The 24,870-nt window shown below is 69.6% G+C and carries 21 protein-coding genes; 9 read left to right on the forward strand and 12 right to left on the reverse strand.

Annotation, left to right across the window (positions count from 1 at the left end):
* Window positions 1–326: 326 nt before the first annotated feature.
* The 4 genes from purD to AB0I15_RS41645 all read left to right on the forward strand — a co-directional run bounded on the left by purD (window position 327) and on the right by AB0I15_RS41645 (window position 5,209).
* Window positions 327–1,541, forward strand: a complete 1,215-nt coding sequence (gene purD / locus AB0I15_RS41630; protein ID WP_358108850.1) for a phosphoribosylamine--glycine ligase — start codon at window positions 327–329, stop codon at window positions 1,539–1,541.
* A complete protein-coding gene (locus tag AB0I15_RS41635) occupies window positions 1,538–2,374 on the forward strand; it encodes a phosphoribosylaminoimidazolesuccinocarboxamide synthase (RefSeq protein WP_358108853.1) in 837 nt (278 codons plus the stop codon). Before purD ends, AB0I15_RS41635 begins: the two co-directional genes overlap by 4 nt.
* A gap of 78 nt (window positions 2,375–2,452) precedes the next feature.
* Window positions 2,453–3,718 (forward strand): UDP-N-acetylglucosamine 1-carboxyvinyltransferase, encoded by a 1,266-nt coding sequence (gene murA, locus AB0I15_RS41640; protein ID WP_358108857.1) that lies wholly within the window; start codon window positions 2,453–2,455, stop codon window positions 3,716–3,718.
* Between the two features lie 201 nt (window positions 3,719–3,919).
* Window positions 3,920–5,209 carry a GTP cyclohydrolase IIa gene (locus AB0I15_RS41645; RefSeq protein ID WP_103956886.1) on the forward strand — a complete coding sequence of 430 codons (1,290 nt, stop codon included), beginning with the start codon at window positions 3,920–3,922 and terminating at the stop codon, window positions 5,207–5,209.
* Between the two features lie 692 nt (window positions 5,210–5,901).
* On the opposite strand, the gene AB0I15_RS41650 is transcribed toward AB0I15_RS41645, so the two are convergent.
* Window positions 5,902–6,378: a rhodanese-like domain-containing protein gene (locus AB0I15_RS41650; protein WP_358109013.1), complete on the reverse strand. Its 477-nt coding sequence runs from the start codon at window positions 6,376–6,378 to the stop codon at window positions 5,902–5,904.
* Window positions 6,379–6,585: 207 nt separating this feature from the next.
* Here AB0I15_RS41650 and AB0I15_RS41655 point away from each other — a divergent pair, with 207 nt between their 5' ends.
* The gene (locus AB0I15_RS41655) at window positions 6,586–7,527 is read left to right on the forward strand and encodes an EamA family transporter (protein ID WP_358108860.1); all 942 of its coding nucleotides are present in this window, start codon (window positions 6,586–6,588) and stop codon (window positions 7,525–7,527) included.
* Here AB0I15_RS41655 and hisC read toward each other — a convergent pair.
* From hisC to AB0I15_RS41690, 7 genes are all read right to left on the reverse strand, one after another.
* A complete protein-coding gene (gene hisC / locus AB0I15_RS41660; RefSeq protein WP_358108863.1) occupies window positions 7,524–8,582 on the reverse strand; it encodes a histidinol-phosphate transaminase in 1,059 nt (352 codons plus the stop codon). The two genes, AB0I15_RS41655 and hisC, sit on opposite strands and share 4 nt — an antisense overlap.
* Window positions 8,583–8,608: 26 nt before the next feature.
* A complete protein-coding gene (locus AB0I15_RS41665) occupies window positions 8,609–9,061 on the reverse strand; it encodes a hypothetical protein (RefSeq protein ID WP_358108867.1) in 453 nt (150 codons plus the stop codon).
* Between the two features lie 80 nt (window positions 9,062–9,141).
* Window positions 9,142–9,807 carry an NUDIX domain-containing protein gene (locus AB0I15_RS41670; RefSeq protein WP_358108870.1) on the reverse strand — a complete coding sequence of 222 codons (666 nt, stop codon included), beginning with the start codon at window positions 9,805–9,807 and terminating at the stop codon, window positions 9,142–9,144.
* 54 nt (window positions 9,808–9,861) lie between these two features.
* Window positions 9,862–11,661, reverse strand: coding sequence for a DUF4434 domain-containing protein (locus tag AB0I15_RS41675; protein ID WP_358108873.1), 1,800 nt, complete (start codon window positions 11,659–11,661; stop codon window positions 9,862–9,864).
* A gap of 27 nt (window positions 11,662–11,688) precedes the next feature.
* Window positions 11,689–12,777, reverse strand: a complete 1,089-nt coding sequence (locus AB0I15_RS41680) for a glycosyltransferase (protein WP_358108876.1) — start codon at window positions 12,775–12,777, stop codon at window positions 11,689–11,691.
* 19 nt (window positions 12,778–12,796) lie between these two features.
* Entirely contained in the window at window positions 12,797–14,059 is a 1,263-nt protein-coding gene (locus tag AB0I15_RS41685; protein ID WP_358108879.1) for a nucleotide sugar dehydrogenase, read from the reverse strand.
* Window positions 14,060–14,177: 118 nt separating this feature from the next.
* Window positions 14,178–15,728: a glycosyltransferase family 4 protein gene (locus AB0I15_RS41690; RefSeq protein ID WP_358108882.1), complete on the reverse strand. Its 1,551-nt coding sequence runs from the start codon at window positions 15,726–15,728 to the stop codon at window positions 14,178–14,180.
* A 176-nt stretch (window positions 15,729–15,904) separates the two neighbouring features.
* Between AB0I15_RS41690 and wecB the strand changes: the two genes are divergently transcribed.
* Entirely contained in the window at window positions 15,905–17,035 is a 1,131-nt protein-coding gene (gene wecB / locus AB0I15_RS41695; protein WP_358108885.1) for a UDP-N-acetylglucosamine 2-epimerase (non-hydrolyzing), read from the forward strand.
* A gap of 55 nt (window positions 17,036–17,090) precedes the next feature.
* Window positions 17,091–19,127, forward strand: coding sequence for a glycosyltransferase (locus tag AB0I15_RS41700; protein WP_358108888.1), 2,037 nt, complete (start codon window positions 17,091–17,093; stop codon window positions 19,125–19,127).
* A gap of 88 nt (window positions 19,128–19,215) precedes the next feature.
* Here the strand turns inward: AB0I15_RS41700 and AB0I15_RS41705 are convergent, their stop codons facing one another.
* The 4 genes from AB0I15_RS41705 to AB0I15_RS41720 all read right to left on the reverse strand — a co-directional run bounded on the left by AB0I15_RS41705 (window position 19,216) and on the right by AB0I15_RS41720 (window position 22,297).
* Window positions 19,216–19,698, reverse strand: a complete 483-nt coding sequence (locus tag AB0I15_RS41705; protein ID WP_358108891.1) for a hypothetical protein — start codon at window positions 19,696–19,698, stop codon at window positions 19,216–19,218.
* Window positions 19,699–19,838: 140 nt separating this feature from the next.
* Window positions 19,839–20,513 (reverse strand): hypothetical protein, encoded by a 675-nt coding sequence (locus AB0I15_RS41710; protein WP_358108894.1) that lies wholly within the window; start codon window positions 20,511–20,513, stop codon window positions 19,839–19,841.
* Window positions 20,514–20,586: 73 nt separating this feature from the next.
* Complete coding sequence (locus tag AB0I15_RS41715; protein WP_358108897.1) at window positions 20,587–22,086, reverse strand: SPFH domain-containing protein; 1,500 nt, start codon at window positions 22,084–22,086, stop codon at window positions 20,587–20,589.
* Window positions 22,087–22,096: 10 nt separating this feature from the next.
* Window positions 22,097–22,297, reverse strand: coding sequence for a hypothetical protein (locus tag AB0I15_RS41720; RefSeq protein ID WP_358108900.1), 201 nt, complete (start codon window positions 22,295–22,297; stop codon window positions 22,097–22,099).
* Window positions 22,298–22,429: 132 nt separating this feature from the next.
* On the opposite strand from AB0I15_RS41720, the gene AB0I15_RS41725 reads away from it, so the two are divergent.
* Both AB0I15_RS41725 and AB0I15_RS41730 read left to right on the forward strand, forming a co-directional pair.
* Entirely contained in the window at window positions 22,430–23,995 is a 1,566-nt protein-coding gene (locus AB0I15_RS41725) for an FAD-dependent oxidoreductase (protein ID WP_358108903.1), read from the forward strand.
* On the forward strand, window positions 23,992–24,855 hold the full coding sequence (locus AB0I15_RS41730) for a PrsW family glutamic-type intramembrane protease (protein ID WP_358108906.1): 864 nt from the start codon (window positions 23,992–23,994) through the stop codon (window positions 24,853–24,855). The genes AB0I15_RS41725 and AB0I15_RS41730 overlap by 4 nt, the downstream gene beginning before the upstream one ends.
* Window positions 24,856–24,870: the final 15 nt, after the last annotated feature.

Below are 24,870 nucleotides of genomic sequence, written 5' to 3' on the forward strand. Positions count from 1 at the left end.
CACGCGCGATGAACTGTCACCTCAATCAACGAAGGTGCGTGGAGGCACGATCAGGCTGCCGGATTGGAGTGGTCGGGGGTATTCAGGCCGTACGTGTGAAAGCACGTATCGCTGGGATCACCAGGATTCATCCCGGACCACCTCCAATCACAAGGGACGCCGCAAAGCCGCCTTAACCTACCACAGGCGGGTTAACCCAACTGACGATACTCGCCCGGAGGGCCTCGGCTCAGGTAGAACTCCACAAAGATCGAGCCCTATTCCGGCATTTGGTGTGGTGCGGGCCTGAGCGTGCGGCAGGCGGCGGGCCTGCGACAATGGAGCCCGTGCGCGTTCTAGTCATTGGTTCCGGAGGGCGTGAGCACGCCCTGTGCCGTTCACTCAAGCTCGACCCCCAGGTCACCGAGCTCCACTGTGCGCCAGGCAATCCTGGCATCGAGGCGGTCGCCACCGTGCACGCCGTCGACCCGCTCGACCCCGCTCAGGTGGCCGAGCTGGCCGGGCGGCTGCGGGTGGATCTCGTGGTGGTGGGTCCCGAGGCGCCGCTCGTGGCGGGGGTGAGCGACGCGGTACGCGAGGCCGGCTTCGCCTGCTTCGGTCCCTCCCGCGACGCGGCCATGATCGAAGGCTCCAAGGCGTTCGCCAAGGAGATCATGAGCGCCGCCGACGTGCCGACCGCGCGGTCCAGGACCTGCGTCACCGAGGCCGAGGCCGCCGCCGCGCTCGACGAGTTCGGCGCCCCCTACGTGGTCAAGGACGACGGGCTGGCCGCCGGCAAGGGCGTCGTCGTCACCGACGACCGCGAGCAGGCGCTGGCCCACGCGCTGGCGTGCGAGCGGGTGGTGATCGAGGAGTTCCTCGACGGGCCCGAGGTCTCGCTGTTCGCGCTGTGCGACGGGAGCACGGCCGTGCCGCTACAGCTCGCGCAGGACTTCAAGCGGGCCTACGACCACGGCCGCGGGCCCAACACCGGCGGCATGGGGGCCTACACCCCGCTGCCGTGGGCGCCCGACGGGCTGACCGAGCAGGTCATGCGGGAGGTCGTGCATCCGACGATCGGCGAGCTGACCCGGCGCGGGCTGCCCTACCAGGGGGTGCTCTACGTCGGGCTGGCGCTGACGGCCAAGGGGCCGAAGGTGATCGAGTTCAACGCGCGCTTCGGCGACCCCGAGGTGCAGGTGCTCCTCGACCGGCTGGAGACGCCGCTCGGCGGGCTGCTGATGGCCTCCGCCACCGGCGAGCTGGGGCTCGACCCGGTGTTCAAGGACGGCTCGGCCGTGATCGTGGTGATCGCCGCGGAGAACTACCCGGAGGCGCCGGTCAAGGGCGACGTGATCGAGGGGCTGCAGGAGACCGGGCACGCCTACGTGATCCACGCCGGCACCAGACGGGCGGGCGGCGACATCGTCTCCGACGGCGGGCGCGTGCTCGGCATCGTGGGCAGCGGGCCCGACCAGGAGAGCGCCCGCGCGGCCGCCTACGACCTCGTCGGCAAGATCGAGCTGCGGGGCTCCTTCCACAGGACGGACATCGCCCGATGAAGCACGTGCACTCCGGCAAAATACGCGACCTCTACGAAACCGACGACGGTCTGCTGCTGATGGTCGCCTCCGACCGGATCTCGGCCTTCGACTACGTCCTGGAGCCCGACATCCCCGACAAGGGGGCCATCCTCACGCAGATGTCGTTGTGGTGGTTCGACCAGCTCAAGGACGTCGTGCCCAACCACGTCGTGGGGCCGGGCGACGACGCGCGCAGCGTGCTGTGCAGGCCGCTCAAGATGGTCCAGGTCGAGTGCGTGGCCCGGGGTTATCTGGCGGGCGGCGGGCTCGGCGAATACCGCGCCGCCGGGACGGTGTCCGGGGTGCGGCTGCCCGAGGGGCTGCAGGACGGGTCGCGGCTGCCCGAGCCGATCTTCACGCCGTCCACCAAGGCGCCGGAGGGGCAGCACGACGAGCCGATCTCGTACGACGGGGTCGTGGCGCAGGTCGGCGCGGAGACCGCCGAGCGACTGCGGCAGATCACGCTCGGCGTCTACACGCGCGGGGCGGAGATCGCGGCCGAGCGGGGCATCATCCTGGCCGACACCAAGATCGAGCTCGGATGGGACTCCGACGGCGTGCTGACATTGGGCGACGAGGTGGTGACTCCCGATTCTTCGCGGTTCTGGCCGGCCGACGAATGGAATCCGGGCCGTTCACAGCCTTCTTTTGACAAGCAATATGTACGCGATTGGCTAGTATCGCCCGAATCCGGATGGGACAAATCCTCTGGAACCCCCCCACCTCGACTTCCTGACGAAGTGGTGGAGCGCACTCGGCAGCGATACCTAGAAGCGTATGAGCGCGTCACGGGGGTTCCCTTTAGCGGATGATTCGGCTGGGTCATGTGGTGTGAGCGACTACTGTTGGCCCGATCGAGCCTCACCGCCAGAATTCAAGGAGCCGCACGAATGGTCCGTTACCGCGTGCGCGGTGGCAACGCACTGCGTGGAACCGCGTTCATTCAGGGCGCGAAGAACGCCGTGCTACCCATGATCGGTGCGGCTCTGCTCGCCCCGGCGGGCCGCACCGTCCTGCGCAACGTGCCGATCATCGAGGACGTCCGCCGCGCGGTCGAGCTGGCCGAGGCGATCGGCGCGTATGTCGAGCTGCACGAGTCCGAGCGCACGCTGGTCATCGACGCCTCCCGGGTGAGCAGCCCCGTGCTGCCCGCCGAGATCGCCAGGCGGTTCCGCGGCTCGGTCCTGTTCACCCCGGCGCTCTTGCACCGGCTCGGAGAGGCGATCGTGGAAGGGGTCGGCGGCTGCAACCTGGGCAGCCGCAACCTCGACTTCCACTACCTGGGCTACAAGCGGCTGGGCGCGATCGTCGACGAGGGTGAGACCGTCATCCACGTCAAGGCGTCCGGCCTGACCGGTGCGACCCTCTACCTCGACACCCCCTCCCACACCGGCACCGAAAACCTCATCATGGCCGCCGCCCTGGCCAAGGGCACCACCGTGATCGAGAACGCGGCGCTGGAGCCCGAGGTGCTCGACGTCATCGGCATGCTCACCAAGATGGGCGCGCGCATCAGTGGCGGCGGCACCGGGTTCATCACCGTGGAGGGCGTCGAGGAGCTGCACGCGGTCGAGCACACGGTGATGCCCGACCGGCTCGACGCGGGCGTGTTCGCGATGGCGGCGGCGATCACCGGTGGCGAGCTCAGCCTCGTGGGCACCGGCCTCGACCTGGGCGTGGTCCGCTACAAGCTGGAGCAGATGGGCGTCGAGTTCCACCGGCAGGGCGCGGTGCTGCACGTGGGCTGCGAGGGCCCGCTGCGGCCGATCAACATCATCACCGACACCTACCCCGGGTTCGCCACCGACCTGCAGTCGCCGATGATGACCGTCGCGGCGCTCGCCGACGGCACCAGCTACATTCACGAGCGCATCTTCGACGGCCGGTTCGCGCTGGCCGGCGAGCTCAACAAGATGGGCGCCAACGTGGAGGTCGAAGGCAGCCGGGCCGTCGTCCGCGGCCGCACGCCGCTGACCGGCACCCAGGTCACGGCTCACGATCTGCGTTCCGGGATCGCCCTGGTGCTCGCCGGACTGGCGGCTGAAGGAGAGACCCTCATCGACTCGGGATACCTGATCGATCGCGGTCACGCACATCTCGCCGCTCGAATGCGTGCGCTCGGCGCGGACATTACACGAGAGATTTCCGAGCTCTAAAAAACGCGAGAAAAACCTCGTTGAGCTGCTAGGACATCTTGTCGGGCGGTCAACCAGAACGGCTTTCCGGAAAAGTCGGGCGTGACATTACGGCCCCCGCGAGCGATCGTTCCAAAAGAGAGCACTGCAACGGACGGCAGGATGGGACGAACATTGGTCGAGAGGGCCGAAGAAACTCCCCGAGTGTCACGCCCGGGCGCTATGACACCGGACCTCACCATCGGCGTGGTCGGACCCCACGACCTGGTCGAGCGAGTCATGCTGATGGGTCACGCCGCGGCACCGCTGCCGTGTCGCCTGGTCGCGGCCGCTTACCGCGACGAACAGGAGGCGCCCGACAAGGTGACGCGGCTCGGTCCAGGTGTCGACGCGTGCCTGTTCGCCAGCCCGGTCCCTTATGACCTGGCCAGGCGATCCGGTGTGCTGACGATGCCCGCGACGTACGTGCAACTCGGTGGAGCAGCACTGGTGGCGGCGTTGGCCAAGGCCGCGCTGGACACCCGCATGGACCCCCAGAGGGTCAGCATCGACGTGGTCAGTAGGGCAGATGTCGAGGAGGCGTACACCGACCTCGGCATCCCCGCCACGGACGTGCACAGCCGCGACGAACCCGGAGCCACCGGGACGATCGCGGCATACCACGAACGCCTGGCTCGGCAGGGGGCCACCACGGGGGCACTGACGTGTCTTCCGGCGGTGGCCGAACGCCTGCACGCGGCGGGCGTACCGGTCATCAGGATCAGGCCGACCTCCGCGGCGGTCCGTACGGCGCTGCACACCGCGGCGCTGCTCGGGGCGCATCACCGGCTGGAGGAGTCGCAACTCACCGTCGTGCTGGTGGAGGTGCCGACGCTGCGCGAACCCGTGCGGCGCGCGGCCCCCCGCTACTGGCGCGACGAACTGCGGCTGTCGCTGCACCGGCTGCTGGTCCAGGAGGCGAATCGGATCAACGCCACCGTCTGGCCCATCGACGATCACAGTTACCTGGTCACCGCGACCAGGGGCTCGATCGCGGCGGCGACAGACGGGTTCAGGGTGTTGCCGTTCGCCGCCAGGATCAGGGACGAGCTGGGGCTGGCGGTCGAGGTCGGCGTGGGAATGGGACGCACGACGCACGACGCGGAGTCGCACGCCAGGGCCGCGCTGGCCCGCACACAAGCGGGCAAGCAGGCACAGGGGTTCGCGGTGGATCGCGAGGGGCGGGCACTCATCCCGGCCCCGCGCATGCCACCGACCGGATCCACCGCCCTCAAACCAAAGGGGGTGGAGGTGCTGGCCAGGCTGGCGGCCAAGCTCGAAGGCGGCGACACGGTGGTCGACGCGGAGGGCGCGGGCAAGATGCTGGGGGTCACACCTCGTACGGCTCGCCGATTGCTGCGCACGTTGGTTGACGAGGGACTCGCGTGGCCGCTTCCGCCGAACCGTACGCCGCAACCGGGGCGTCCACGGCAGCTTTACCGGCTGATCGTGGAAAAACTGGGTCCGCGCTGAACACCCCGGCCCCCGCGCCCGCCGCCCAGGCGGGCCGGGGGCCGGGGTGCACCCGACTGTGCTTCCGGCGTGCCCGCTCGTGCGTGCGGCGTGCCCGTTTGTGCGTGCGGCGTGCCCGTTTGTGCGTGCGGCGTGCCGCCGACCCGGGTTGTCGCCCGCCCCATCCAGTACGGCGGAGCCACCTGGGCGCCACCCGCCGTAGCGCGCTGAGGGCCTCCAGGAGAACGGCCTCTGACCCGCACGGGGCCGGGCGCCGTAACGGCGCTCTGTGGGCCGCCTGAGGGGTGATCCGTGACCTGGGGAGGGCTTTGTCATTGACGGGAGGTGTCAGCTTTGCGAACTTGAGTGCTGACTCTTGTGAACTAATTGGTTGACGCGTGTAGATGGGGGTATGTTCTCCCACGCCCCCGATCGACGGGATTCGGACGGGGGCACCAAATTTTTCCGGGGAAGCCCCTCCATCACCGAGTGTCCTGAGTTGGGCGCGGTTGGTGTTCGTTTCTCACGAGGTTCGGGCGACTTTGGGCAGCGAGAGCGCTCACTGGTACAGAACTGGCGGGTTTGGGGCTGATCGCTACACCGTTGCGGGTCTGGCGGGGTTTGAGGCAGGTTTAGAAGGGGTCTGTGCGGGGCTCCAGGGGCGCTGGGAGCGCTTTCCGGGGTTGTGCCGGAGTCCGGATGCCGGGGAGCGGTCAGCAAGCGCAGGAGATCCCTGACACCGGCGCGGTCAACGCGTCCACCGGACGGCGGGTGACGGCCGACGCGGTCTCCACGGGGAATCCCTCCCTCGCCCAATACTCGAAGCCGCCGATCATCTCCTTGACCCGGTAACCGAGCCTGGCGAACTCCAGGGCGGCCCGGGTGGCGCCGTTGCAACCGGGGCCCCAGCAGTACGTCACCACCATCGCGTCCCCGGCGATCAGGGCGGCGGCCTTCGCCGCGATCTCGGCTGTGGGAAGGTGGACGGCGCCCTGGACGTGACCCTGGTCCCAGCTCTCCCGGCTGCGCGAGTCCACGACCACCAGGCCCGGGATCGAGGCGGCCAGATCGGCGGCCACGTCGGACACGTCGGTCTCGACGGACAGGCGCGCGGCGAAGTGCGCGATCGCGACGTCATGGGCGGCGGCGGGGACGGCGGACACGGCGGAAAAGGACCCGGTGGCAGGCATGGCGGTGGAGGGCATGGTGCGGGTTCCCTTCGAGGTGGATGGATGCCAAGGATCCTGTCAGCGCATCATGAAGGGGTGCCAGTGGCGCGAACGTCGCCTACCGCTAATATCCCGCCATAGCCCCAAAAATGGCCAGAAATTCGGCCATAGTCCAGCGTCTGATACCCGCGAGCTTTTTGTCGCCCCCCGCCTGTAGGGTCATGAGCCATGAGCGCAAACACTACTGACACTCGCACCCCACTCCTGGTATGGGGTGCGCTGGCGATCGTCTACGTGGTGTGGGGCTCGACATACCTCGGCATCCGGATCGCCATCGAGACCATGCCGCCCCTGCTGCACGGCGCGATGCGGTTCGTGACGGCCGCGTTGTTGCTCGCCGGCTTCCTGGTGGTCAGGAAGGGCCTTTCGGCGTTCAAGATGTCGGCGCGTCAGTTCGGCGGCGCCGCGCTGGTCGGTCTGCTCCTGCTGACCGGCGGGAACGGCATGGTCGCCGTCGCCGAGCAGCACATCTCCAGCGGTCTGGCCGCGCTCCTCGTCGCGTCGGTGCCGCTGTGGCTGGTGGTGTTCCGGTTCGTGGTCAGGGATCGGCCGGCCGTGCTGACGCTGGCCGGGGTGCTGGTCGGGTTCGGCGGGGTGGCGGCCCTGTCGCTCAACGGCGGCGGCGAGGCGGCCGGCACGACGGGGATCGTGGTGATCCTGGTGGCCTCGCTGTCGTGGTCGATCGGCTCGTTCCTGTCGTCGCGGATCCCGATGCCCGGCAACGTGTGGGCGGCCAGCACCGTCGAGATGCTGGTCGGCGGTGCGGGGCTGGCCGTGACCGGCCTGTCGATCGGGGAGCGGCTCGACCTGGCCGCCGTCTCGGGGCGGTCGTGGGCGGCGCTGGTCTACCTGGTGCTGGTGGGCTCGCTGGTCGGGTTCACCGCGTACATGTGGCTGCTCGGCAACGCGCCGATCTCGCTCGTGTCCACGTACGCGTACGTCAACCCGATCGTCGCCGTCATCCTCGGCGTGCTCGTCGTGAACGAGCACGTGACCCCGCAGATCGTCGTCGGCGGCCTGGTGATCCTGGTCGGCGTCGCCCTGGTGGTGTCGACAGAGCGACGCTCGAAAACCGTGAAACCCGTCCTCCAGGAGAAGGTCAAGGTCTAACGGGGGAACTCCTTGGCGGCGGCCAGGAATACGTCGTTGGCCTCGGGTGTGCCGATCGACACGCGCACGCCTTCCCCCGCGAACGGCCGCACCGCCACACCCTCCACCGCGCAGGCGGCGGCGAAGTCAAGGGTGCGCTCCCCGAGCCGGAGCCAGACGAAGTTGGCCTCGGTCGGCGGCACCGTCCACCCCTGGGCGACGAGCGACTCGCGCACCCGCGTACGCTCCTTGACCACCCGCTCGACCCGTTCGAGCAGCTCGTCCTCGGCGCGCAGCGAGGCGATGGCGGCGATCTGGGCGAGGTGGTTGACGGCGAACGGGATGATCGTCTTGCGCACGGCCGACGCCACGGGCTCGTGGGCGATCAGGTAGCCGACACGCAGGCCGGCCAGTCCGTACGCCTTGGAGAAGGTGCGCAGGACGCAGACGTTGGGCCGGTCGCGGTAGAGGGTGAGGCCGTCGGGGACGTCCTCGTCGCGCACGTATTCGCGGTAGGCCTCGTCCAGCACCACCAGCACGTGCTCGGGCACCCGGTCGAGGAACGCCTCCAGCGCGCCGCGCCGGATGGCGGTGCCCGTCGGGTTGTTCGGGTTGCACACGAACACCATGCGGGTCCGGTCGTTGACCGCCTCCGCCATGGCGTCCAGGTCGTGGTCCTCACCCGCCAGCGGCACCATGACCGACTTCACCCCGGCCAGGTCGGCGAGCAGTGGGTACGCCTCGAACGACCGCCACGCGTACACGACCTCGGCCCCGGGATCCCCGATCGTTTCGAACAACTGCTGCGCCACGGTGACCGACCCGGCGCCGAGCGCGATGCGCTCGGCCGGAACCCCGAACCGCTCCGCGATGGCCTCGGTCAGCGCGACGGAGCCGGGATCGGGGTACCGGTTGATCTGCCGCGCCCCTTCGGCGATCGCCTCGACCACGGACGGAAGCGGGTCGTACGGCGATTCGTTGGACGACAGCTTGTACGACCGGCCGTCGGGTGCGGCTACGGCCTTGCCCGGCTTGTACGGGGCCATGGTGTCCAGAATCTGGCGGAAACGAGGCATGGCCTTACTTTAAGTGCGCGGCGGCACTAGGGTGCGCCCGGTCCCACCCACTCCCGGCAGCCGCCGGTCACGAACGCCTTGTCCGTCGGCTGGATGGTGACGGACGTCGCACCGGTGGCGACGCCCTGGTCGATCACCTCGCTGCTCCGGCCCGACAGCCCGCTCAGCCTGGCCCAGGTGCAGGTGATGCCGGGGTTCTCGGAGGTGTCGGCGCCCTGGGTGGTGTAGGTCCCGGGCTCGATGTCGACGCCCACGACGAGCTGGTGGGCCACGTAGGGCAGACCGGGCTCGCCGTCCTGGGTCCAGGGCTCGGTCTTGACCACCACCGGGTCCGACCCCCCGGGCACCCCGACGGCCACCCTGGGCTGCTCCTTCTCGGCGTTTCCCGACCCGGTCAGGGAGATCATGGTGACCAGGGCGGCGGCCACGACCAGGAGCGCGAACGCGAGGACGGTCAACGGGCCGGTCCTTGGGGTCACGAGACCAAGAGTGCCAGGCACCACGGGCCTGGAGAACCCCTATGGTCAGGCCGACGTCATCTCGACGAGCGCCAGAGCGGCTACTCCTTCAGGCTGCGGAGCATCGGTGGGTGGAGGAGTTCGGCGGGGCCGCGGCGGAAGAGTTTGGCCGGGCGGCCGCCGTCTCTGGTCGTGGTGGCGCCGGCCTCCACCAGGAAGCCCTCCGCCTTGGTGACCTTCCGGTGGAAGTTCCGGGGGTCGAGCGAGCGGTCCCAGACGATCTCGTAGACCCGGCGCAGGTCGGCCACCGTGAACTCCGGGGGGCAGAAGGCGGCGCCCAGCGAGGTGTATTCCAGTTTGGCCCGCGCCCTCTCCACCCCGTCGAGCATGATGCGGCGGTGGTCGAAGGCCATGACCGTCAGCGAGCTCACCGGCTGCCAGCTCATATGGGCTTTCTCCGAGGCCGGGAGGTCGGGGGCGAGGCCCAGGTAGGCGACGCTCAGGACGCGCTGGCGGGGGTCGCGGTCGGGGTAGCCGTAGGTCTGGAGTTGTTCGAGGTGCACCGGGGCGCCCGGGAGGCCGGCTCGCTCGGCGAGGATGCGGTGGGCGGCGGCCGGGAGGTCTTCGTCCAGTTGGATGAAGCCGCCGGGCAGGGACCAGCGCCTCAGGAACGGGGGATTGTCGCGGCGCCATACCAGGGCGCTCAACGCATGGTTACGCACCGTGAGCACGACCAGGTCGACGCTGACCGGGATGCTCGGGACCATGCAGGGCACGTTACACGCAGTCGTACGCGCCCAGCGAACCGTACGACAGAGCTCCTACGTGACTATGCGTACGTGAAGGAGCTCCGTCGTCGCCTTCCCCGAAGGCACCTTGACGCCGATCTTGACCCACTCTCCGGCCGGCACCTTGTCCCAGTCGAAGGGCACCCACGCGGTCGCCATCCCGTCGGGCAGTTCCTCCTCGATCGGGTCCTCGTCCAGCCACCCGGCCGACGACACCCCCAGCTCGCTGGTGCCGCCCGACCACTGCACGGTGATGGTGCTGTCCTTGAGGTTGTAGCCGCGTACCTCGAGACCGTCCTGGACGTCGCGCGGCCGCCTGATCGCGTCCACGGCGATCGGCCGCTGCCAGTCCTTGGTGATCTCCTCTTCGAGCGAGGGCTTGCCGCAGGTCATGAAGTCGCTCCACATGTAGGAGACGATCTTCTGCACGTAACGGCCGGCCATCGTCACGGCCTGGTCCAGGCGTTCCTTGTCGGTCTTGCCGCGCGTGCCCTGCGGGGCGCACGGCTCGTCGCCGGACGGCTCGAACGCCTCGACGTTCGCCCAGAGCTGCACGGTGTAGCCCGAGTCGAGCATCTCCTGGCGGGCCGCCGCCATCTCGCGGTAGTAGTCGCGAGTGGACCCGTGGTACGCCGTCTCGTACGTCGACTCCCCCACCACCGGCCGCAGCCGCTCGTCCACCTCGCTGTCGCGCTCGTCCGGCCAGAACAGCCCGACCTTGCCGGTGCCCCGGCTGTCCTGTGGCGCGATGATCCCGACCCCGGTCTTCACCAGGGCCTTGAACCCCTCGGCCACCTGTTTCGGCGTCTGGCCGAACGGCACCCGCTGGCGCGCGTCCAGGTAAGGGCTGATCAGGATGGGTTTGCCGGGTAGCTCCTGCTCCACGATCGTGTGCTGGTCGGCGTACACCTCAAGGGTCGGGTTCGTGGCCAGCGTGGCGGCCATCTGGACCTCGAACGGCTGATAGACGCCGCCGAGGGACTCCCGATCGGCGAAGCGCACGCCGTAGTCCTGCAGGATGCGCCGCGTCAGCGTGGTCAGCGTGCCCAGGTGGCGCCGCTCGGCCCGGATGGGCGTCTTGGCGTCGCGCGGCGCGAGCGGCAGCGCGGGGTAGACGCGCATGCCGAACTGGTCGGCCAGGTCGAGCAACTGGGTCAGGCTGTCGGTGCTGGAGCCGGTCACCAGGATCATGTCGTACGACCTGGCCTTGCCGGTGAAGTCGCAGGTGGAGTCGTCGGAGCCGTCGGCCTGGGTGATGAGCCGGAAGTAGGTGCGCTTGCCGGCCTCGATCGTGTGCTCGAGCTGCGGGCAGCGGAACAGGTCCTTACCGAATAACTCGTCGGTCCGGTAGACGTACGTGCGGCCGACGCGGTTGCCGGGGTTGGCCTCCTTGAGGTCTCGCACGGCCGCGTCGTAGCAGGTCAGGCCGTCTTCCTCGCACGCCTTGTAGAGCGGGTCGACCGTGCCGTCCTTGGCCAGGATCTCGCCGGAGTCGGAGACGGTGCGGAACTGCAGGCCGTACCCGATCCTGATGATCGTGTCGCCGCCGACGCGGTGGATCTCCTGGAGCTGCTTGCGCCAGGTGCAGGGGTTCGACTTGGGGGTGATCCAGTAGCCGGTGACGGCGTAGGGGGCCTTCTCGCCGGTGTCGAACGTTCCACAGTCGTCGGTGAACGCGCTCACCTGAGGGGTGGGCTCGGCGCTCGCCGACTTGGTGACCGCCGCCTGGGAGGGGGTCACCGGTGGGTCGTCGTCGGACGGCGGCAGGACGATGATCACCGCCGCGACCACGGCCAAAATGGCTGCGCCAATGACCAGGAAGAGCCAGCGCACGTTCAGGAACCTACCCGCCCTCGTGAATTACGGCTTGACTCCGGCCCAGGACTCCAGCTGGGAGACGAACCGCTTCGCGGAGTTGGGCCAGTGGTGGTTCGCGCGAGCGGCCGCGTAACCGCGCGCGCCCTGCGCCCGCCGCTCCCGTACGTCGTCCCGCAGGGTCAGCACGGCCTGCGCGACCGCCTTGGGGTCCTCCCAGGGCACCACGACGCCACTGTCGTAGCGCTCGACCAGTTCGACCGCGCGCGGCGAGGGGGTCGTGATGACCGGTATGCCGTGCGCCATGTACTCGACGATCTTCGTGGGCATCGAGTGCCGGTAGTTCGGCTCGTCGTGCAGCAGCGACAACCCGGCCAGCGCCCCGTCGAGCCGCTTGAGCGCCTCGTCGTTGGGCATGAAGTCGCGCCATTCGAGCACGCCCTCGGTGACGGCCTGGTTGAGTATCGGACGGCTCTGGGGATCGGCGTACCCGATCAGCTCCACCGCCACCCGGTACGGCTGCAGCAGCCGGGCCACCTCGACCGCCTCCATCACGCCGCGCGCCCTGGACAGCCACCCGAGGTAGACCACCCGGTCGTCGCCCGGCGGCGTCACGGAGTCGGGCACCCAGGTCTCGTTCGGCACGATCAGGTGGGCGTGCTTGAACCTGCCCGCGTAGGCCGTCTCGGCCAGCAGCAGGTGCATGTGCCGCTCCGCCGTGCCCTCGAGCATGCGGGCGAAGAAGCGCACCGGCGGCCGCAGCAGCGACGGCAGCCAGGGCTTGAGCGAGAGCGTGGCCGGGGTGTCCTCGTGGACGTCCCAGACCACGGGCGGCCGGTTGCGCACGCCCCAGACCGCGAACAGCAGCTCGGGGTCGTGGATGAGGACGAGATCGACCTTGTCACGCATCCGCTTGAACAGCCGGCGCGCGGCCCACACGGCGGACATCCGCCTGCGCTGGGCGGCCCTCGGGAGATCGACACCGGTGACCCACGGTCTGGGTACGACGCCGTGCGCGGTGAACGAGGCGGCGTACGTGACCTCATGACCGGCATCCACAAGGGCACGAATCTGCCGATGCAGAATTCTCGCGTCCTCGGGGTTATGCACCACCGTCATGACGAGCACGTGCACTGCGCGCAGCCCTCCGTCGCTACAGCCGCTCGACGCGTTCACCCTCGGCGAGAACGCCTCGGGTGTCGAGCACGAGCTTGGCCTTCTCCTCGACCATGTCGAGGTCGAACGCGGCGTGCTGCTGCAGGAGCAGCGTCACGTCCGCGTGGATCACGGCCTCGGCCAGATCCTCCTCACGCGGCACCGGGGTGCCGTCTACCGACCACTCCTTGACGTACGGGTCCGCGAACGAGAGCTCTGCCCCCAGCTCCAGCAGCGCACGCGCCACCGGGAGGGCCGGAGTCTCACGCTCGTCGGCGATATCCGGTTTGTAGGTGACGCCGAGCATAACGACTTTGGCGCCGTTGACGGGCTTCTTATACCTGTTCAGCAACCGCTGGACGCGGGCCACCACGTAGGACGGCATCCGCTCGTTGATCTCCTGTGCCAGCTCGACGAACCGGAACGGGTAGCCGAGCTTGCGAACCGTGTACGACAGGTAGGAGGGATCGACGGGAATGCAGTGCCCGCCGACGCCCGGACCCGGCAGGAACTTGTGGAAGCCGAACGGCTTGGTGGCCGCCGCCTCGATGGACTCCCAGAGGTCGATCCCGAGCTCGTCGCAGAAGATCGCCATCTCGTTGACGAGGGCGATGTTGACGTGCCGGTAGGTGTTCTCCAGCAGCTTGGCCATCTCGGCCTCGCGGGTGCCGCTGACCGGCACCACCTGCTCGATGAACTGCCCGTAGAACGCCGTCGCGCGGTCGCGGCAGGTCGGCGTGAAGCCGCCCACGACCTTGGGAGTGTTGCGCAGGCCGAACTTGGGGTTGCCCGGGTCGATGCGCTCGGGCGAGAAGGCGAGGTGGAAGTCCTCGCCCGCGGTCAGCCCGGAGCTCTCCAGCAGCGGCCTGGCCACCTCGTCGGTGGTGCCGGGCCAGGTGGTGGACTCGAGCACGACGAGCGTGCCCTTGCTCAGGTTGCGGGCCACGGTCGTGGTGGCGCCCTCCACGGCCGACAAGTCGGGCCGGTGGTCCTCGTCGAGCGGGGTGGGCACGCAGATGACGATCGTGTTGCTTCGGGCGAGCACGGCCTCGTCGAGCGTGGCGCTGAACCCGTTGGCCAGCATGTGCTCGAGGTCGGCATCGGTCAGGTCATCGATGTAGGACTGCCCGGCGTTGAGCGCGTCGACCTTGCGAGGGTCGACGTCCACGCCGACGACCCGCAGGCCGGCGGCCACTGCCTCTTTGGCGAGCGGCATGCCGACGTAGCCCAGGCCGATGACAGCCAAGTCGATTTCTGTCACAGCTGTGCCTTTGGGAGCCGGAAACAACACTTCATGGTCGCAAAGGTTATCTCAAGTCCACCTAGCTCACGCCTAATGCGACAGAACCCGTCACAAGTGACAGCCATCTCGAAGGTCATCATTCCGCAAGGGACCGGTAAAGAGCTTGATAAGTCTCGGCAACGCGGGCCCAAGTCCGCTTCGCCGCCACTTCCGCCCGGCCCGCCTCGCCCATCTCAGCGCGCCTGGAGGGGTCCTCGCGGAGCCCCGCGAGGGCCTTGGCGAGCTCGACCGGGTCGCCCGGCGGCACCAGGAGCCCGGCCCCGTCGGAGCCGACGAGCTCGGAGAGAGCGGGCAGATCGCTGAGCACCACGGGCTTGCCGAGCGCCATCGCCTCGACGGGTTTCAATGGCGTAACAAGTCGGCACACCCTCAGGTCCTCGCGCGGGCAGGCGAAGATGTCGATGGCGTCCTGGGCCTGCAGCGCCTCGTCGGGGCCGACCCGCCCCGGCAGGACGGCGTCGCTCAGGCCCAGCTCGGCGACCAGTTCGAGGAGGTTCTCGCGCTCGGTGCCGTCGCCCACGATGAGCACCCGCACCGGCGTGCCGTCGTCACGCAGCAGCGCGGCGGCCCGCAGCAGGGTGGCGAAGCCCTCGTAGGCCACGATGCTGGACACCGAGCCGACGACGATCTCCCCGTCGGCGATGCCGTACGCGTTCCTGAACGAGGCCCCGTCGTAGTGGGCGGTGAGCAGTGTGTCGTCGACCGCGTTGGGCGCCAGGTGGATCTTCTCCCTGGGCACGCCGCGCTCGACGATCTCGGTGGCCATGGTCTCGGCCAGCGTCACGACCGCGTCCGCCTCGCGCATGAGGAACGCCTCACGGTCGCGCTGGAGCAGGTGCCGCTGGCTGCCGACGCGGACCGGGTCGCGCGAGGCCCAGGTCTCCTCCAGGAAGCCGCGTACCTCGTAGACGAACGGGGTGCCCGTCCGGTCGCGTACGGCGTGCGCGATCGAGCCGTTGCGGTGGTCGGTGGCGGCGTGCAGAAGCTGGGGCCGCAGCTCGGTCACGAGCCGGGTGACACGGTCGGCGCCCTTGATGATGCGCCCCCGCGTCTCGAACGGCATCTCGCCATGCCCGTCCGGCAGCAGCCGGTGGTAGGGGATGCCGTCGAGCTCCTCGAACGGCGTCGCGTCCGCGTGCCCCTGCAGCATCGGCCAGCCCCAGCTCGTGACCACGTGCGGGTCGATGCCCGCGGCCTTCTGGGCGGTGACGATGCGGTGGGTGCGGACGGTGTAGCCGGCCTGCGTGTACGGCAGCGCGTTGGTGACCACGTGCAGGACGCGGTTCTGGACCCGGTCGAGCAGGGCCACCTTGGGCCCCGGCGGGATCGGGTCAGGGCTGATCGCGGCCAGCTCGCCACGGTAGTAGGCGGCCCTGCGCTTGACGAAGGGGTATTTGGTGTGGGCCTCGAGGACGGCGGCCGCCTCGGTGACCCGTCCGGCGTCCCAGTGGTCCTTGGCCTCGTTCCACGGCCCCTTGACCACGCGCATGCCGAACTTGCGCACAATGCGCCGGGCCCGGCGAGCGGCCGGCCAGGCCACGCTGCCCACGAGAGGGCGAAGCCGGGGCGGAAGCGTGTCGGCGGCTGCCTGGGCCACCCGGACGGGGTCGGATTTGACCTTCGTCATGACCACGCGGGAGACGATGATCGGATGTTGGACGAAGCCCTTGAGAAGTCCACCGACGCCGGCACGGGCGGACTTCGCGGAAACCTTTGAGGAGTCTTGACGACTGGCGTCGGATGCCACGCAGGGACCGTACCATAGGCAGCGTTTTTTCCCTTCCGCTATGAAAGGCGAGGTCAATGAGGGAGAACCCCCTGGTCCTGCACGTTCTGGGCGCTCGTCCCAATTTCGTGAAAGCGGCCCCGGTGGTGCGGGCACTCGGTGAACTCGGCGTGCGGCAGGGCATCATCCACACTGGTCAGCACTATGACGCGCTGATGTCTGACGTCTTCTTCGCCGATCTTGGACTGCCCGAGCCGGTGGCGAACCTGGCGGTCGGCTCCGGCACGCACGCCAAGCAGACCGCGGCGCTGCTCGTCGGCCTCGAGGAGGTCGTGCAGGAGCAGGAGCCGGAGCTGGTCGTGGTGTACGGCGACGTGAACTCCACTCTGGCGGCGATCCTGGTCTGTGCCAAGCTGGGCGTGAGGACCGCGCACGTGGAGGCGGGCCTGCGCTCCTACGACCGGGGCATGCCGGAAGAGGTCAACCGGGTGGTCACCGACGCGCTGGCCGACCTGCTGTTCGCCACCTCTCCCGAGGCGCTGTCCTATCTGGCGGCCGAGGGCGTGCCCGCGTCCAAGGTGCACCTGGTGGGCAACCCGATGATCGACAGCCTGTTCTCGGCGCTGCCGTCGCTGGACCCGGCGCCGGTGGTGGCGCGGCTGGGCCTGCCGGAGCGCTACGCGGTGGCGACGCTGCACCGGCCCGCGAACGTCGACACGGCCGAGGCCGCCAAGGAGCTGGTCGACGCGGTGCTCGAGGTGTCGCGGCAGATCCCGCTGGTGGTGCCGATCCACCCGCGCGGCAAGGCGCGGCTGGCGGCGGCCGGCCTGGTGGACGGTGAGTCGATCAAGGTCGTGGAGCCGCTGGGCTATGTGGACTTCCTCTCACTTGTCCGGGGCGCCGCGCTGGTCGTCACCGACTCGGGCGGCGTCCAGGAGGAGACGACCATGCTGGGCGTCCCCTGCCTGACCGTCAGGCCCAACACCGAGCGGCCGATCACGATCACGCACGGCACGAACCGCCTGGTCACGCCCGCGCTGCTGCCCGCAGCCGCGGAGAAGGCGCTGGCCGACGGGGCCGCCACGCCGGCCGGTGAGCTGCCGGTGCTGTGGGACGGCAAGGCCGGGCCGCGGATCGCCACGGTGATCGCCGCCTGGCTCAAGGGGGACAACCTGGCGCCCGCTTCTCAGGGCAAACGCCCCGAATAACGGCATTATCCGCCGTAATATGAATGACCTCCGCTGAGCGATAGGCGTACTCACCATGGCCGGAACCCCAGAAGAGCCCACTTTCCAGCGGCTGGGCCCCGTCAACTGGCTGCCCGAGGAGCGCAAGCTCGTCGAGCGGTACGAGACGGAGCTCAGGGAGCTGCGCCGTCGGCTGGAGATCGCCGAGGCGAAGGCCGCGTACGCGAACTGGAAGCTGGAGGCCACGCAGGCCAAGCGGACGTTCAAGCTGGGTGAGGCCCTGGGTTCGAAGAGCCCCGGGAAGATCGTCGAGGCGGTCCGGTCGAAGGAGCGGGCGCCGAAGCCGCCGGTCCCCGTCACCGAGGTCACCGAGCTGGCGAACAACCGGCCCCCGCTGGTCGAGGTGCCGGCGGTGAAGTGGCCCAAGGGCCCGGTGAACAGGCCGGACCTGAAGGTCGCGGTGATCTTGGACGACTTCTCCAGGATGGCCTTCCGCTACGAGTGGGACCAGATCGAGTTCGGGCTCAAGGACTGGCCGGAGATCTTCGCGGAGAACCGGCCCGACCTGCTGTTCTGCGAGTCGGCCTGGCACGGCAACCAGGGCCGCTGGCGCTACCAGATGACCGGCACGAACGCTCCCAAGGAGCCGCTGCGCGAGCTGGTGGCGTGGTGCAAGCAGGAGGGCATCCCGACGGTCTTCTGGAACAAGGAGGACCCGCCGAACTTCGAGTTCTTCATCGACACGGCCAAGCTGTTCGACTACGTGTTCACCTGCGACGGTGACATGCTGCCGAAATATCGGGAAACTCTAGGACACGACCGGGTGGACGTGCTGCAGTTCGCCGCCCAGCCCCGCGTGCACAACCCGATCCAGCAGAACAAGGGCCGGCTGCACGACGTGGTCTTCGCCGGGATGTACTTCCGGAACAAGCACCCCGAGCGCCGCGAGCAGATGGAGACCGTGCTCGACCCGGTCAGGGAGCTCGGGCTGCACATCTTCGCGCGCAACGGCGAGGTCGACGAGAAGTACGCCTGGCCGGAGAAGTACCGTCCGCACATCGTGGGCGAGCTGCCCTACGACCAGATGCTGGCCGCGTACCGGATGTACAAGGTCTTCCTCAACGTCAACTCCGTGCTCGACTCGCCGACCATGTGCGCCAGGCGCGTGTTCGAGCTGTCGGCCTGCTCGACCCCGGTCGTGTCGGGGTGGTCGCGGGCGATCGAGGAGACGTTCGGGGAGCTGGTGCCGATCGCGCGTGAGCCGATCGAGTCGTACAACCAGGTGCTGCACCTGATCAACAGCCCCGAGCTGCGGGCCAGGATGGGCCACCTGGCGATGCGGGAGGTGTTCGACAAGCACCTGTTCTCGCACCGCGTGGACCAGATCTTGCAGGACCTCGGGCACCACGTCTCACCCAGGTCGCGCTCGATCTCCGTCGTGCTGCCCACCAACCGCGCCTCCCAGATCGAGCACGCGATCTCCTCGGTGGCCAAGCAGCTCCACCGCCCGCTGCAGCTCGTCATGGTGCTGCACGGCCTGCACATCGACCCGGTCGTGGTCGCGGACAAGGCTCGCATGGCCGGCATCACGGACGTCGTGGTCCTGCCCGCCGACGCGGAGCTGTCGCTGGGCGCGTGCATGAACCTGGGCATCGCCGCCGCCGAGGGCGAGTTGATCGCCAAGATGGACGACGACAACCTGTACGGGGAGCACTACCTGTCCGACCTGGTCCGGGCATTCGACTACTCGGACGCCGAGATGGTGGGCAAGGGCGCGCACTACGCGTACTTCGAGGGCATCAACACCACCATGCTCCGCCTGCCGGGCCTGGAGCACCGCTACTCGTGGCTGGTGCAGGGCGGCACGTTCCTCGGCAAGGCCGACCTGTTCCGCTCGTACGGCTTCCCCGACCTCACCCGGGGCGAGGACACCCACCTCGTACGGCGCCTGCGGGAGGACGCTGTCAAGATCTACTCGGCCGACCGCTTCAACTTCGTCTACTGGCGCAGCGCCGACTCCGCGATGCACACCTGGCAGGCCGACCACATCAAGCTGACCAGGAACGCCCAGTTCTCCTTCGTCGGCAGGCCCGACGACCACGTACTCATCTGACGGCCCGCCGCCGCCATGACGGCGGCGGGAGGGGCGGCGGATCCACGTCCACCGCACCGCCCGCGCCTGTTCGTCTTCTGCGCCGACCTCAGCCCAGGACGTAGCCCATCCGGCCCTCGGCCGTCACCTTCGTGGTGGCCGTGGTCTCGCAGTCGGCCTTGATCGAGTAGAAGTGGCTCTGCGCCTGCGCCCAGTAGCAGCGGTAGATCGGCCGGGTGAAGCGGCCGGTGGGGTTGGCGTACAGGTAGCCCTCGAGCTTGATGAAGGTGTTCTGGGCGCCCTCACAGTTCCTGTGCAGGCTGATGTACTGGTCGTTCCTGGCCCCGCCGGCCATGCAGCCGTAGATCGGGATGGCGCCGCGGACGGGCTGGGCGAGGATCGTCACCGCGCCCTCACGCTTGTAGCCTCCGGGCACCTGGCCGGTGGTGCTGTAGTGCTTGGAGGCGGGCGAGTTGTAGTAGCGCACCAGGTCGACCGTGCCGGTGGTGGCGGCCTGGGCCGTGACGGGGACGGCCAGCGCGAGGGTCGCGGCGCAGCCCGCGACGACGGCGGCGGCTCGGCGAATGAACATGTATCCCCCTGTGAGTAGGTGATCAACGGGGAGGACGCTAACAAGCCGGGCGTTGGTCGCCGCCACACTTCAAGAGATACCGAATCGATCGGCCCCACCGCGCGTAGGGGCGGTGGGGCCGATCGATCCGCAGGGCTCGGTCAGGCGGAGACCCGGGCCAGGTTCTGGTCGGCGAGGCGGGCCAGTTCGTACAGGCCCTGGGGCTTGACGCGCTGGCCGACCACGAGCATCGACATGATCAGGGTCCCCCGCCTGATCATCACCGAGCCGATCTGCGCGTTCTTCTTGTTGCCGGCCGCCGTGGTGAGGTAGGCCCGCGACTGGTCGCCCTTGGTCGGCATGTCGAGGGCGCGTGTCTTGTAGCTGACCTTCGTGCCGCCGACGTCGGCGGTGTAGGAGGAGCACTGCCGGGGCAGCGCCGCGGGGAAGGTCTCCGACGGCAGCGACACCACCGCCTGGGTGATCGAGCCGCGCTCGGCGGAGAAGGCGATCACCGCGGCGGGCGACTGGGCGACGTCCGGCTTGGCGGCGTCGAGCTGGGCGGCGCCGGCGCACTCCGGTCGTTGCAGCTTGGCCTGGCGGACGGCGGCCAGGCCCTGCTGGGTGGACTTGAGCGAGCCGAAAGCCCCCAGCTCCGGCCCGTAGGCGACGGTCATGCCCTTCGGCACCGGCAGCAGGGCGGCGCGCAGCTTGGCCGACTCCTCGGCCGGTTGCGCGGCCGGGGCCGGGGCGGCGGGCGCCGGGGCCGGCTCGGCGGACGAGCATCCGGCCACGGCCACCATGCTGAGGAATACCCCCGAAATTGCCTTTAGCATGGATTCTCCAATTCACTCTAGCGGTATTCTCAAACGCTAGAGGAAGTGGTCGGCAAGGTGCTCGGTAACGTCGCTATTCGCGCAATTCAGAGGCTTTACGAATGATTTCCGATTCGGCGTCTTTCGAGGTTTCCTGCGGTGTCGCGCCGTTGAGCAGCGCCCTGGCCAGGCCCAGGCCCGTGCCGCCGAGCGTGAGCGCCTTGGCGAGGAGCTCCTCCACGCCCTGGGCGCCGTTCAGCACCACCATGTGGTCCACGTTCCCGAACGCCTTCGCGCCCGCCTCCACCACCTCCGGCCAGCGCTCGGCCAGTTGCTGGGCGATGACCGCCTCCTGGTTCTCCTTGAGCGCCTCGGCCCTGGCCCGGATCGCCTGCGCCTCCGCCAGGCCCTTGGCCTGCGACGCGGCGGCCTCGGCCAGGCCCAGCGCCTTGGCGGCCTCGGCGTGGGCCAGCCCGCGGGCCTGGGTGGCCTGGGCCTCGGCCTCGCCGGCGATCTTCGTGGCCGTGCCGGCGGCCTCGCCGCGCAGCCGTACGGACTCGGCGTCCGCGGCGGCGGCCTGCTTGACCTGGGACGCCTGCGCGACGGCGCGCAACTCGGTCTCCCTGGCCTCGGCCTCGGCCTGGGCGATGCGGGCGTCGCGCTCGGCCTGGGAGAGCGTGACGGTCTCGTACGCCTTGGCGTCGGCGGGCTTGCGTACCTGGGACTGGAGTCGCTGCTCGGAGAGCTGGGCCTCCAGCTCGGCGGCCCTGGTCTCCTGGACCACGACCTCCTGGCGGGCGGTGGCCTCGGACAGGGGGCCGGCCTGGCGGGCGCTGGCCTGGGCACGGTCGATCTCGGCCTGGTAGGAGGCCTCCTTGATGCGGGCGTCCCGGCGCGCGGCGGCCATGTTGGCCAGGGCGATCTGCTCGGCCTCGGTGGCCTCCTGGTCGCGCTGGGCCTGGGCGATGCGGGCGGTGGAGGCGACCTTCGCGGCGTGTGGTTTGCCCAGGTTGACGATGTAACCGGTCTCGTCGTCGATCTCCTGGATCTGCAGCGAGTCCACGATCAGGCCGAGCTTGCTCATCTCGTCGGCGGCCGAGGCCCTGGTCTCGCTGGTGAGGCGCTCGCGGTTGAGTATGAGGTCCTCGATGGTGAGGTTGCCGATGATCGAGCGCAGGTGGCCGGTGAACAGCTCGTGGATCGCGCTGGTCATGAAGTCCTGCTGGTCGAGGAAGCGGCGGGCGGCGTTGGCGATCGAGGCGAGGTCGTCGCCGACCTTGTAGATCACCACGCCGCGGATGTGCACCGGGATGCCCTGCTGGGTGACGCAGGAGACCTTGAGGTTGGCGGCCCTGGTGTCCAGCCGCAGCCGCCTGGCCGTCTGGAACCCCGGCAGCACCGCGGTGCCCTTGCCGGTGATGATCTTGAAGCCGAGGCTGTCGACGCCGCCCTCGCCACGCCGCCGGGCGCCGAGACCGGAGATGATCAGGGCCTCGTTGGGCTCCGCGACCCGCCACACGGCCTTGAACAGCAGGATGAGGACGACGGCCGCGACGACGATGCCGCCGGCCAGGAGGAAGAGCTCGGGCGCCATCGGGGCCTCCCTAGACGAGTGCTGCGGCCACGTACACGGTTCGCGGGGGGAAGTACTCGACGACGACCACGATGGAGCCGGTGGGGAACTCCTCCTCAGGGATGCTCGGGTGGGCGTAGAACGCCTCCACCCCTCCCCTGATGGGGATCATGACCTCGCCGACAAGCCCTGGGCCGATCCTTCCCGTGACCCTGCCCTGCTTGCCGACCACCGGACTCCTCCCCGTCGTGATATGCCGGACGCTACTCCAAAGGGGCATTCGCGGTAATAGGCCGCGCAAAATGTTTCTCGAGGCACTGCGCGCCCATGCGCGGCTTTTCCGCGGGCTGCTGATGATCACGCCATGAGCCTGACTCCGCGCGATCTCGGGATGGACCGGCCGATCTCCCGAAGGGACTTCTTCGACGGCATCGCCGTGGGCGCCCTGGGGAGCACGCTGGCGGGGTGCGGGACGGCCGAGAGGACCGAGAAGGACGCCGCGCGGCCCGAGCCTTTCACAGTGAGCGGGGACACGAGTGAGGCGCTCAGCGTGCCGCACGCGCTGCGGGACGGCCGCTTCTGGGAGTACGCGGGCCCGCCCGAGCCCACCGGCGAGTCCTACGACCTCGTCGTGGTCGGGGCCGGGCGGGGCGGGGTGAGCGCGGCGCACGAGTGGCTGCGGCGGCACCCGCGCGCCCGGGTGCTGCTGCTGGACAACCACGACACGCTCGGCGGGCACGAGACGACCGGGCGGGGCGGGACGGACGGCGGGCCGGGCGGAGTGGACGGCGTCGTGTGCGACGTGGAGACGTTCGGGGCGGACACGCTGGTCCGGCTCGCCTCCCCCGGCTGGATCGACCGGCTGCCGATCGCCGTCGCGGCCAGGCGGGATCTGCGCATGCTCCACCACGACCCGCCCGACTGGTTCCCCGGGCTCTCGGCCGAGGGCAAGCAGGAGCGGCTGGCGGAGCTGACGTACTCGCAGTTCCTGCGGGAGGTGTGCGCGGCCCATCCCGACGTCGAGCGGTTCTGCCGGACCATGCCGAGCCGGAAGTGGGCCTACGACTCCAGGGCGTTCGGCGCGATCGACGCGTGGGGGACGGGATATCCGGGGTTCGGGGGACTGGGGCTCGACCGGGACAAGCCGTCCCGGCTCAACTCGCCCACCGTGCGGCGGGAGTGGCACGGGGATCCCGGCGTCCCGGCCGCCGTGCCCGCTCTGGACGAGCGGGTGCGGTTGCGGCTGTCCAGCCCGGTGGTGTCCGTGCGCGACGGGTCGGACGCGGCGACCGTGGGGTACTTCGACGGGCATCGGGTGCTGACCGTGGCGGCGGGGGCGGTGATCCTGGCGTGCTGGGGGGCGGTGGTACCCCATCTGCTGCCCGAACTGCCGGGCGAGCGGCGGCGGGCGCTGCGCCGGGCCGTCCGGGTGCCGCTGCTGCACGCCACCGTACGCGTGCGCGACCCGCGGGCCTGGCGCCGCCTCGGCGTGGACCGGGTCCGCTGGACCGGCGCCTACTGGTCGTCGGCCGAGCTGGCGTCCCCGGCCGACGTGCGCCTGCTGGCCACGCCGTGCCGCTCGGAGCTGGGCCCCGACGCGGGCTCGGCGGCCGGGCGGCGGGTGCTGATCAGGACGCCGTACAGCGTGCTCGAGCGCACCGTCCGGGACCAGCTCGCCCGGCTGCTCGGCCCGGTCGGCTTCGACCCGGCCGGGGACATCGAGGCGATCACCATCGACCGCCGGGGCCATGCCAACGCGCCGGAGTACTGTCGGCCGTGGCACCCGTTCTACCCCGACGGGCCGTTCCCGGCGGACGCGGCGCGGGGGCGGTTCGGCAGGATCGCGATCGCGGGCTCCGACGCCGTACCGGCCGCGCGTGCCGAAGCCGCCGGCCTGGCCGCCTTCCGAGCCGTCGAGGAGCTGGCATGACGAAGAGACTGTGGCTGCGGGTCTTCCTGACGGGGTTCGTGCTGTGGCTGGCCACCGTCGTGGTCACCGCGCTCACCAGGAACTCCAACCTGGTGCCGACCGTGGTGCTGTTCGGCAGCTTCCTGGTGCCGGTGACGTTCGTGATCTGGGCGTACGGGCGGGGCCGCTCACCGCAGGTGACGGTCGAGCTGCTGTTCACGGCGTTCGTCGTGGGCGGCGTGCTGGGCGTGCTGGGCGCCTCGCTGCTGGAGAGCTGGCTGGTCAGGCCGTCGATCACCATGTACGTGCTGGTCGGCCTGATCGAGGAGGGCGTCAAGCTCGCGGCCCTGATGTTCGTGACCCGGCGCATGGCCAGGCACTCGACCAGGGACGGCCTGGTGCTGGGCGCGACCGTCGGCTTCGGCTTCGCCGCCTTCGAGAGTGCCGGCTACGCCTTCAACGCCCTGTTCACCCACGCGGGCCTGTCGCTGACGCAACTGGTCGAGACCGAGGTGCTGCGCGGCATCCTGACCCCCGTGGGGCATGGCCTGTGGACCGCGATCGCGGGTGGCGCGCTGTTCGCCGCGGGCGGGCGGCTGACCTCCCGCGTGGCGCTGGCCTACCTGGGCGTCTCGCTGCTGCACGCGCTGTGGGACTCGATGAGCGGGCTCGCCATCGCGATCACGCTCGTGCTGACCGGCCGTCCGTGGCAGTTCGAGCAACTCCGGATCGGCCGGGTGCCGGATGTGACGGAACAGCAGGTGCACGTTTACACAGCGCTGAACTGGGCGGGTCTCATCCTGATCTCGCTGGTCGCGCTGCTCTGGCTGCGGAGGATCGCCTCGTCGGCCCGCCGGGATCGGGAGATCTTGTCCCAATAATCACGGTAATGAACG

It is taken from the genome of Nonomuraea sp. NPDC050643 (assembly GCF_040654715.1).
In the GTDB taxonomy this organism is placed as follows: domain Bacteria; phylum Actinomycetota; class Actinomycetes; order Streptosporangiales; family Streptosporangiaceae; genus Nonomuraea.

Excerpts from the sequence above, each read along its gene's own strand:
- AB0I15_RS41635 (WP_358108853.1), top strand. The coding sequence starts at position 1,538 with ATGAAGCACGTGCACTCCGGCAAAATACGCGACCTCTACGAAACCGAC.
- AB0I15_RS41700 (WP_358108888.1), top strand. The coding sequence starts at position 17,091 with ATGGCCGGAACCCCAGAAGAGCCCACTTTCCAGCGGCTGGGCCCCGTC.
- wecB (WP_358108885.1), top strand. The coding sequence starts at position 15,905 with ATGAGGGAGAACCCCCTGGTCCTGCACGTTCTGGGCGCTCGTCCCAAT.
- AB0I15_RS41725 (WP_358108903.1), top strand. The coding sequence starts at position 22,430 with ATGAGCCTGACTCCGCGCGATCTCGGGATGGACCGGCCGATCTCCCGA.
- AB0I15_RS41705 (WP_358108891.1), bottom strand. The coding sequence starts at position 19,698 with ATGTTCATTCGCCGAGCCGCCGCCGTCGTCGCGGGCTGCGCCGCGACC.
- AB0I15_RS41715 (WP_358108897.1), bottom strand. The coding sequence starts at position 22,086 with ATGGCGCCCGAGCTCTTCCTCCTGGCCGGCGGCATCGTCGTCGCGGCC.
- AB0I15_RS41650 (WP_358109013.1), bottom strand. The coding sequence starts at position 6,378 with ATGCCTGCCACCGGGTCCTTTTCCGCCGTGTCCGCCGTCCCCGCCGCC.
- AB0I15_RS41690 (WP_358108882.1), bottom strand. The coding sequence starts at position 15,728 with ATGACGAAGGTCAAATCCGACCCCGTCCGGGTGGCCCAGGCAGCCGCC.
- AB0I15_RS41730 (WP_358108906.1), top strand. The coding sequence starts at position 23,992 with ATGACGAAGAGACTGTGGCTGCGGGTCTTCCTGACGGGGTTCGTGCTG.
- hisC (WP_358108863.1), bottom strand. The coding sequence starts at position 8,582 with ATGCCTCGTTTCCGCCAGATTCTGGACACCATGGCCCCGTACAAGCCG.
- AB0I15_RS41655 (WP_358108860.1), top strand. The coding sequence starts at position 6,586 with ATGAGCGCAAACACTACTGACACTCGCACCCCACTCCTGGTATGGGGT.
- murA (WP_358108857.1), top strand. The coding sequence starts at position 2,453 with ATGGTCCGTTACCGCGTGCGCGGTGGCAACGCACTGCGTGGAACCGCG.
- AB0I15_RS41670 (WP_358108870.1), bottom strand. The coding sequence starts at position 9,807 with ATGGTCCCGAGCATCCCGGTCAGCGTCGACCTGGTCGTGCTCACGGTG.
- AB0I15_RS41645 (WP_103956886.1), top strand. The coding sequence starts at position 3,920 with ATGACACCGGACCTCACCATCGGCGTGGTCGGACCCCACGACCTGGTC.
- AB0I15_RS41710 (WP_358108894.1), bottom strand. The coding sequence starts at position 20,513 with ATGCTAAAGGCAATTTCGGGGGTATTCCTCAGCATGGTGGCCGTGGCC.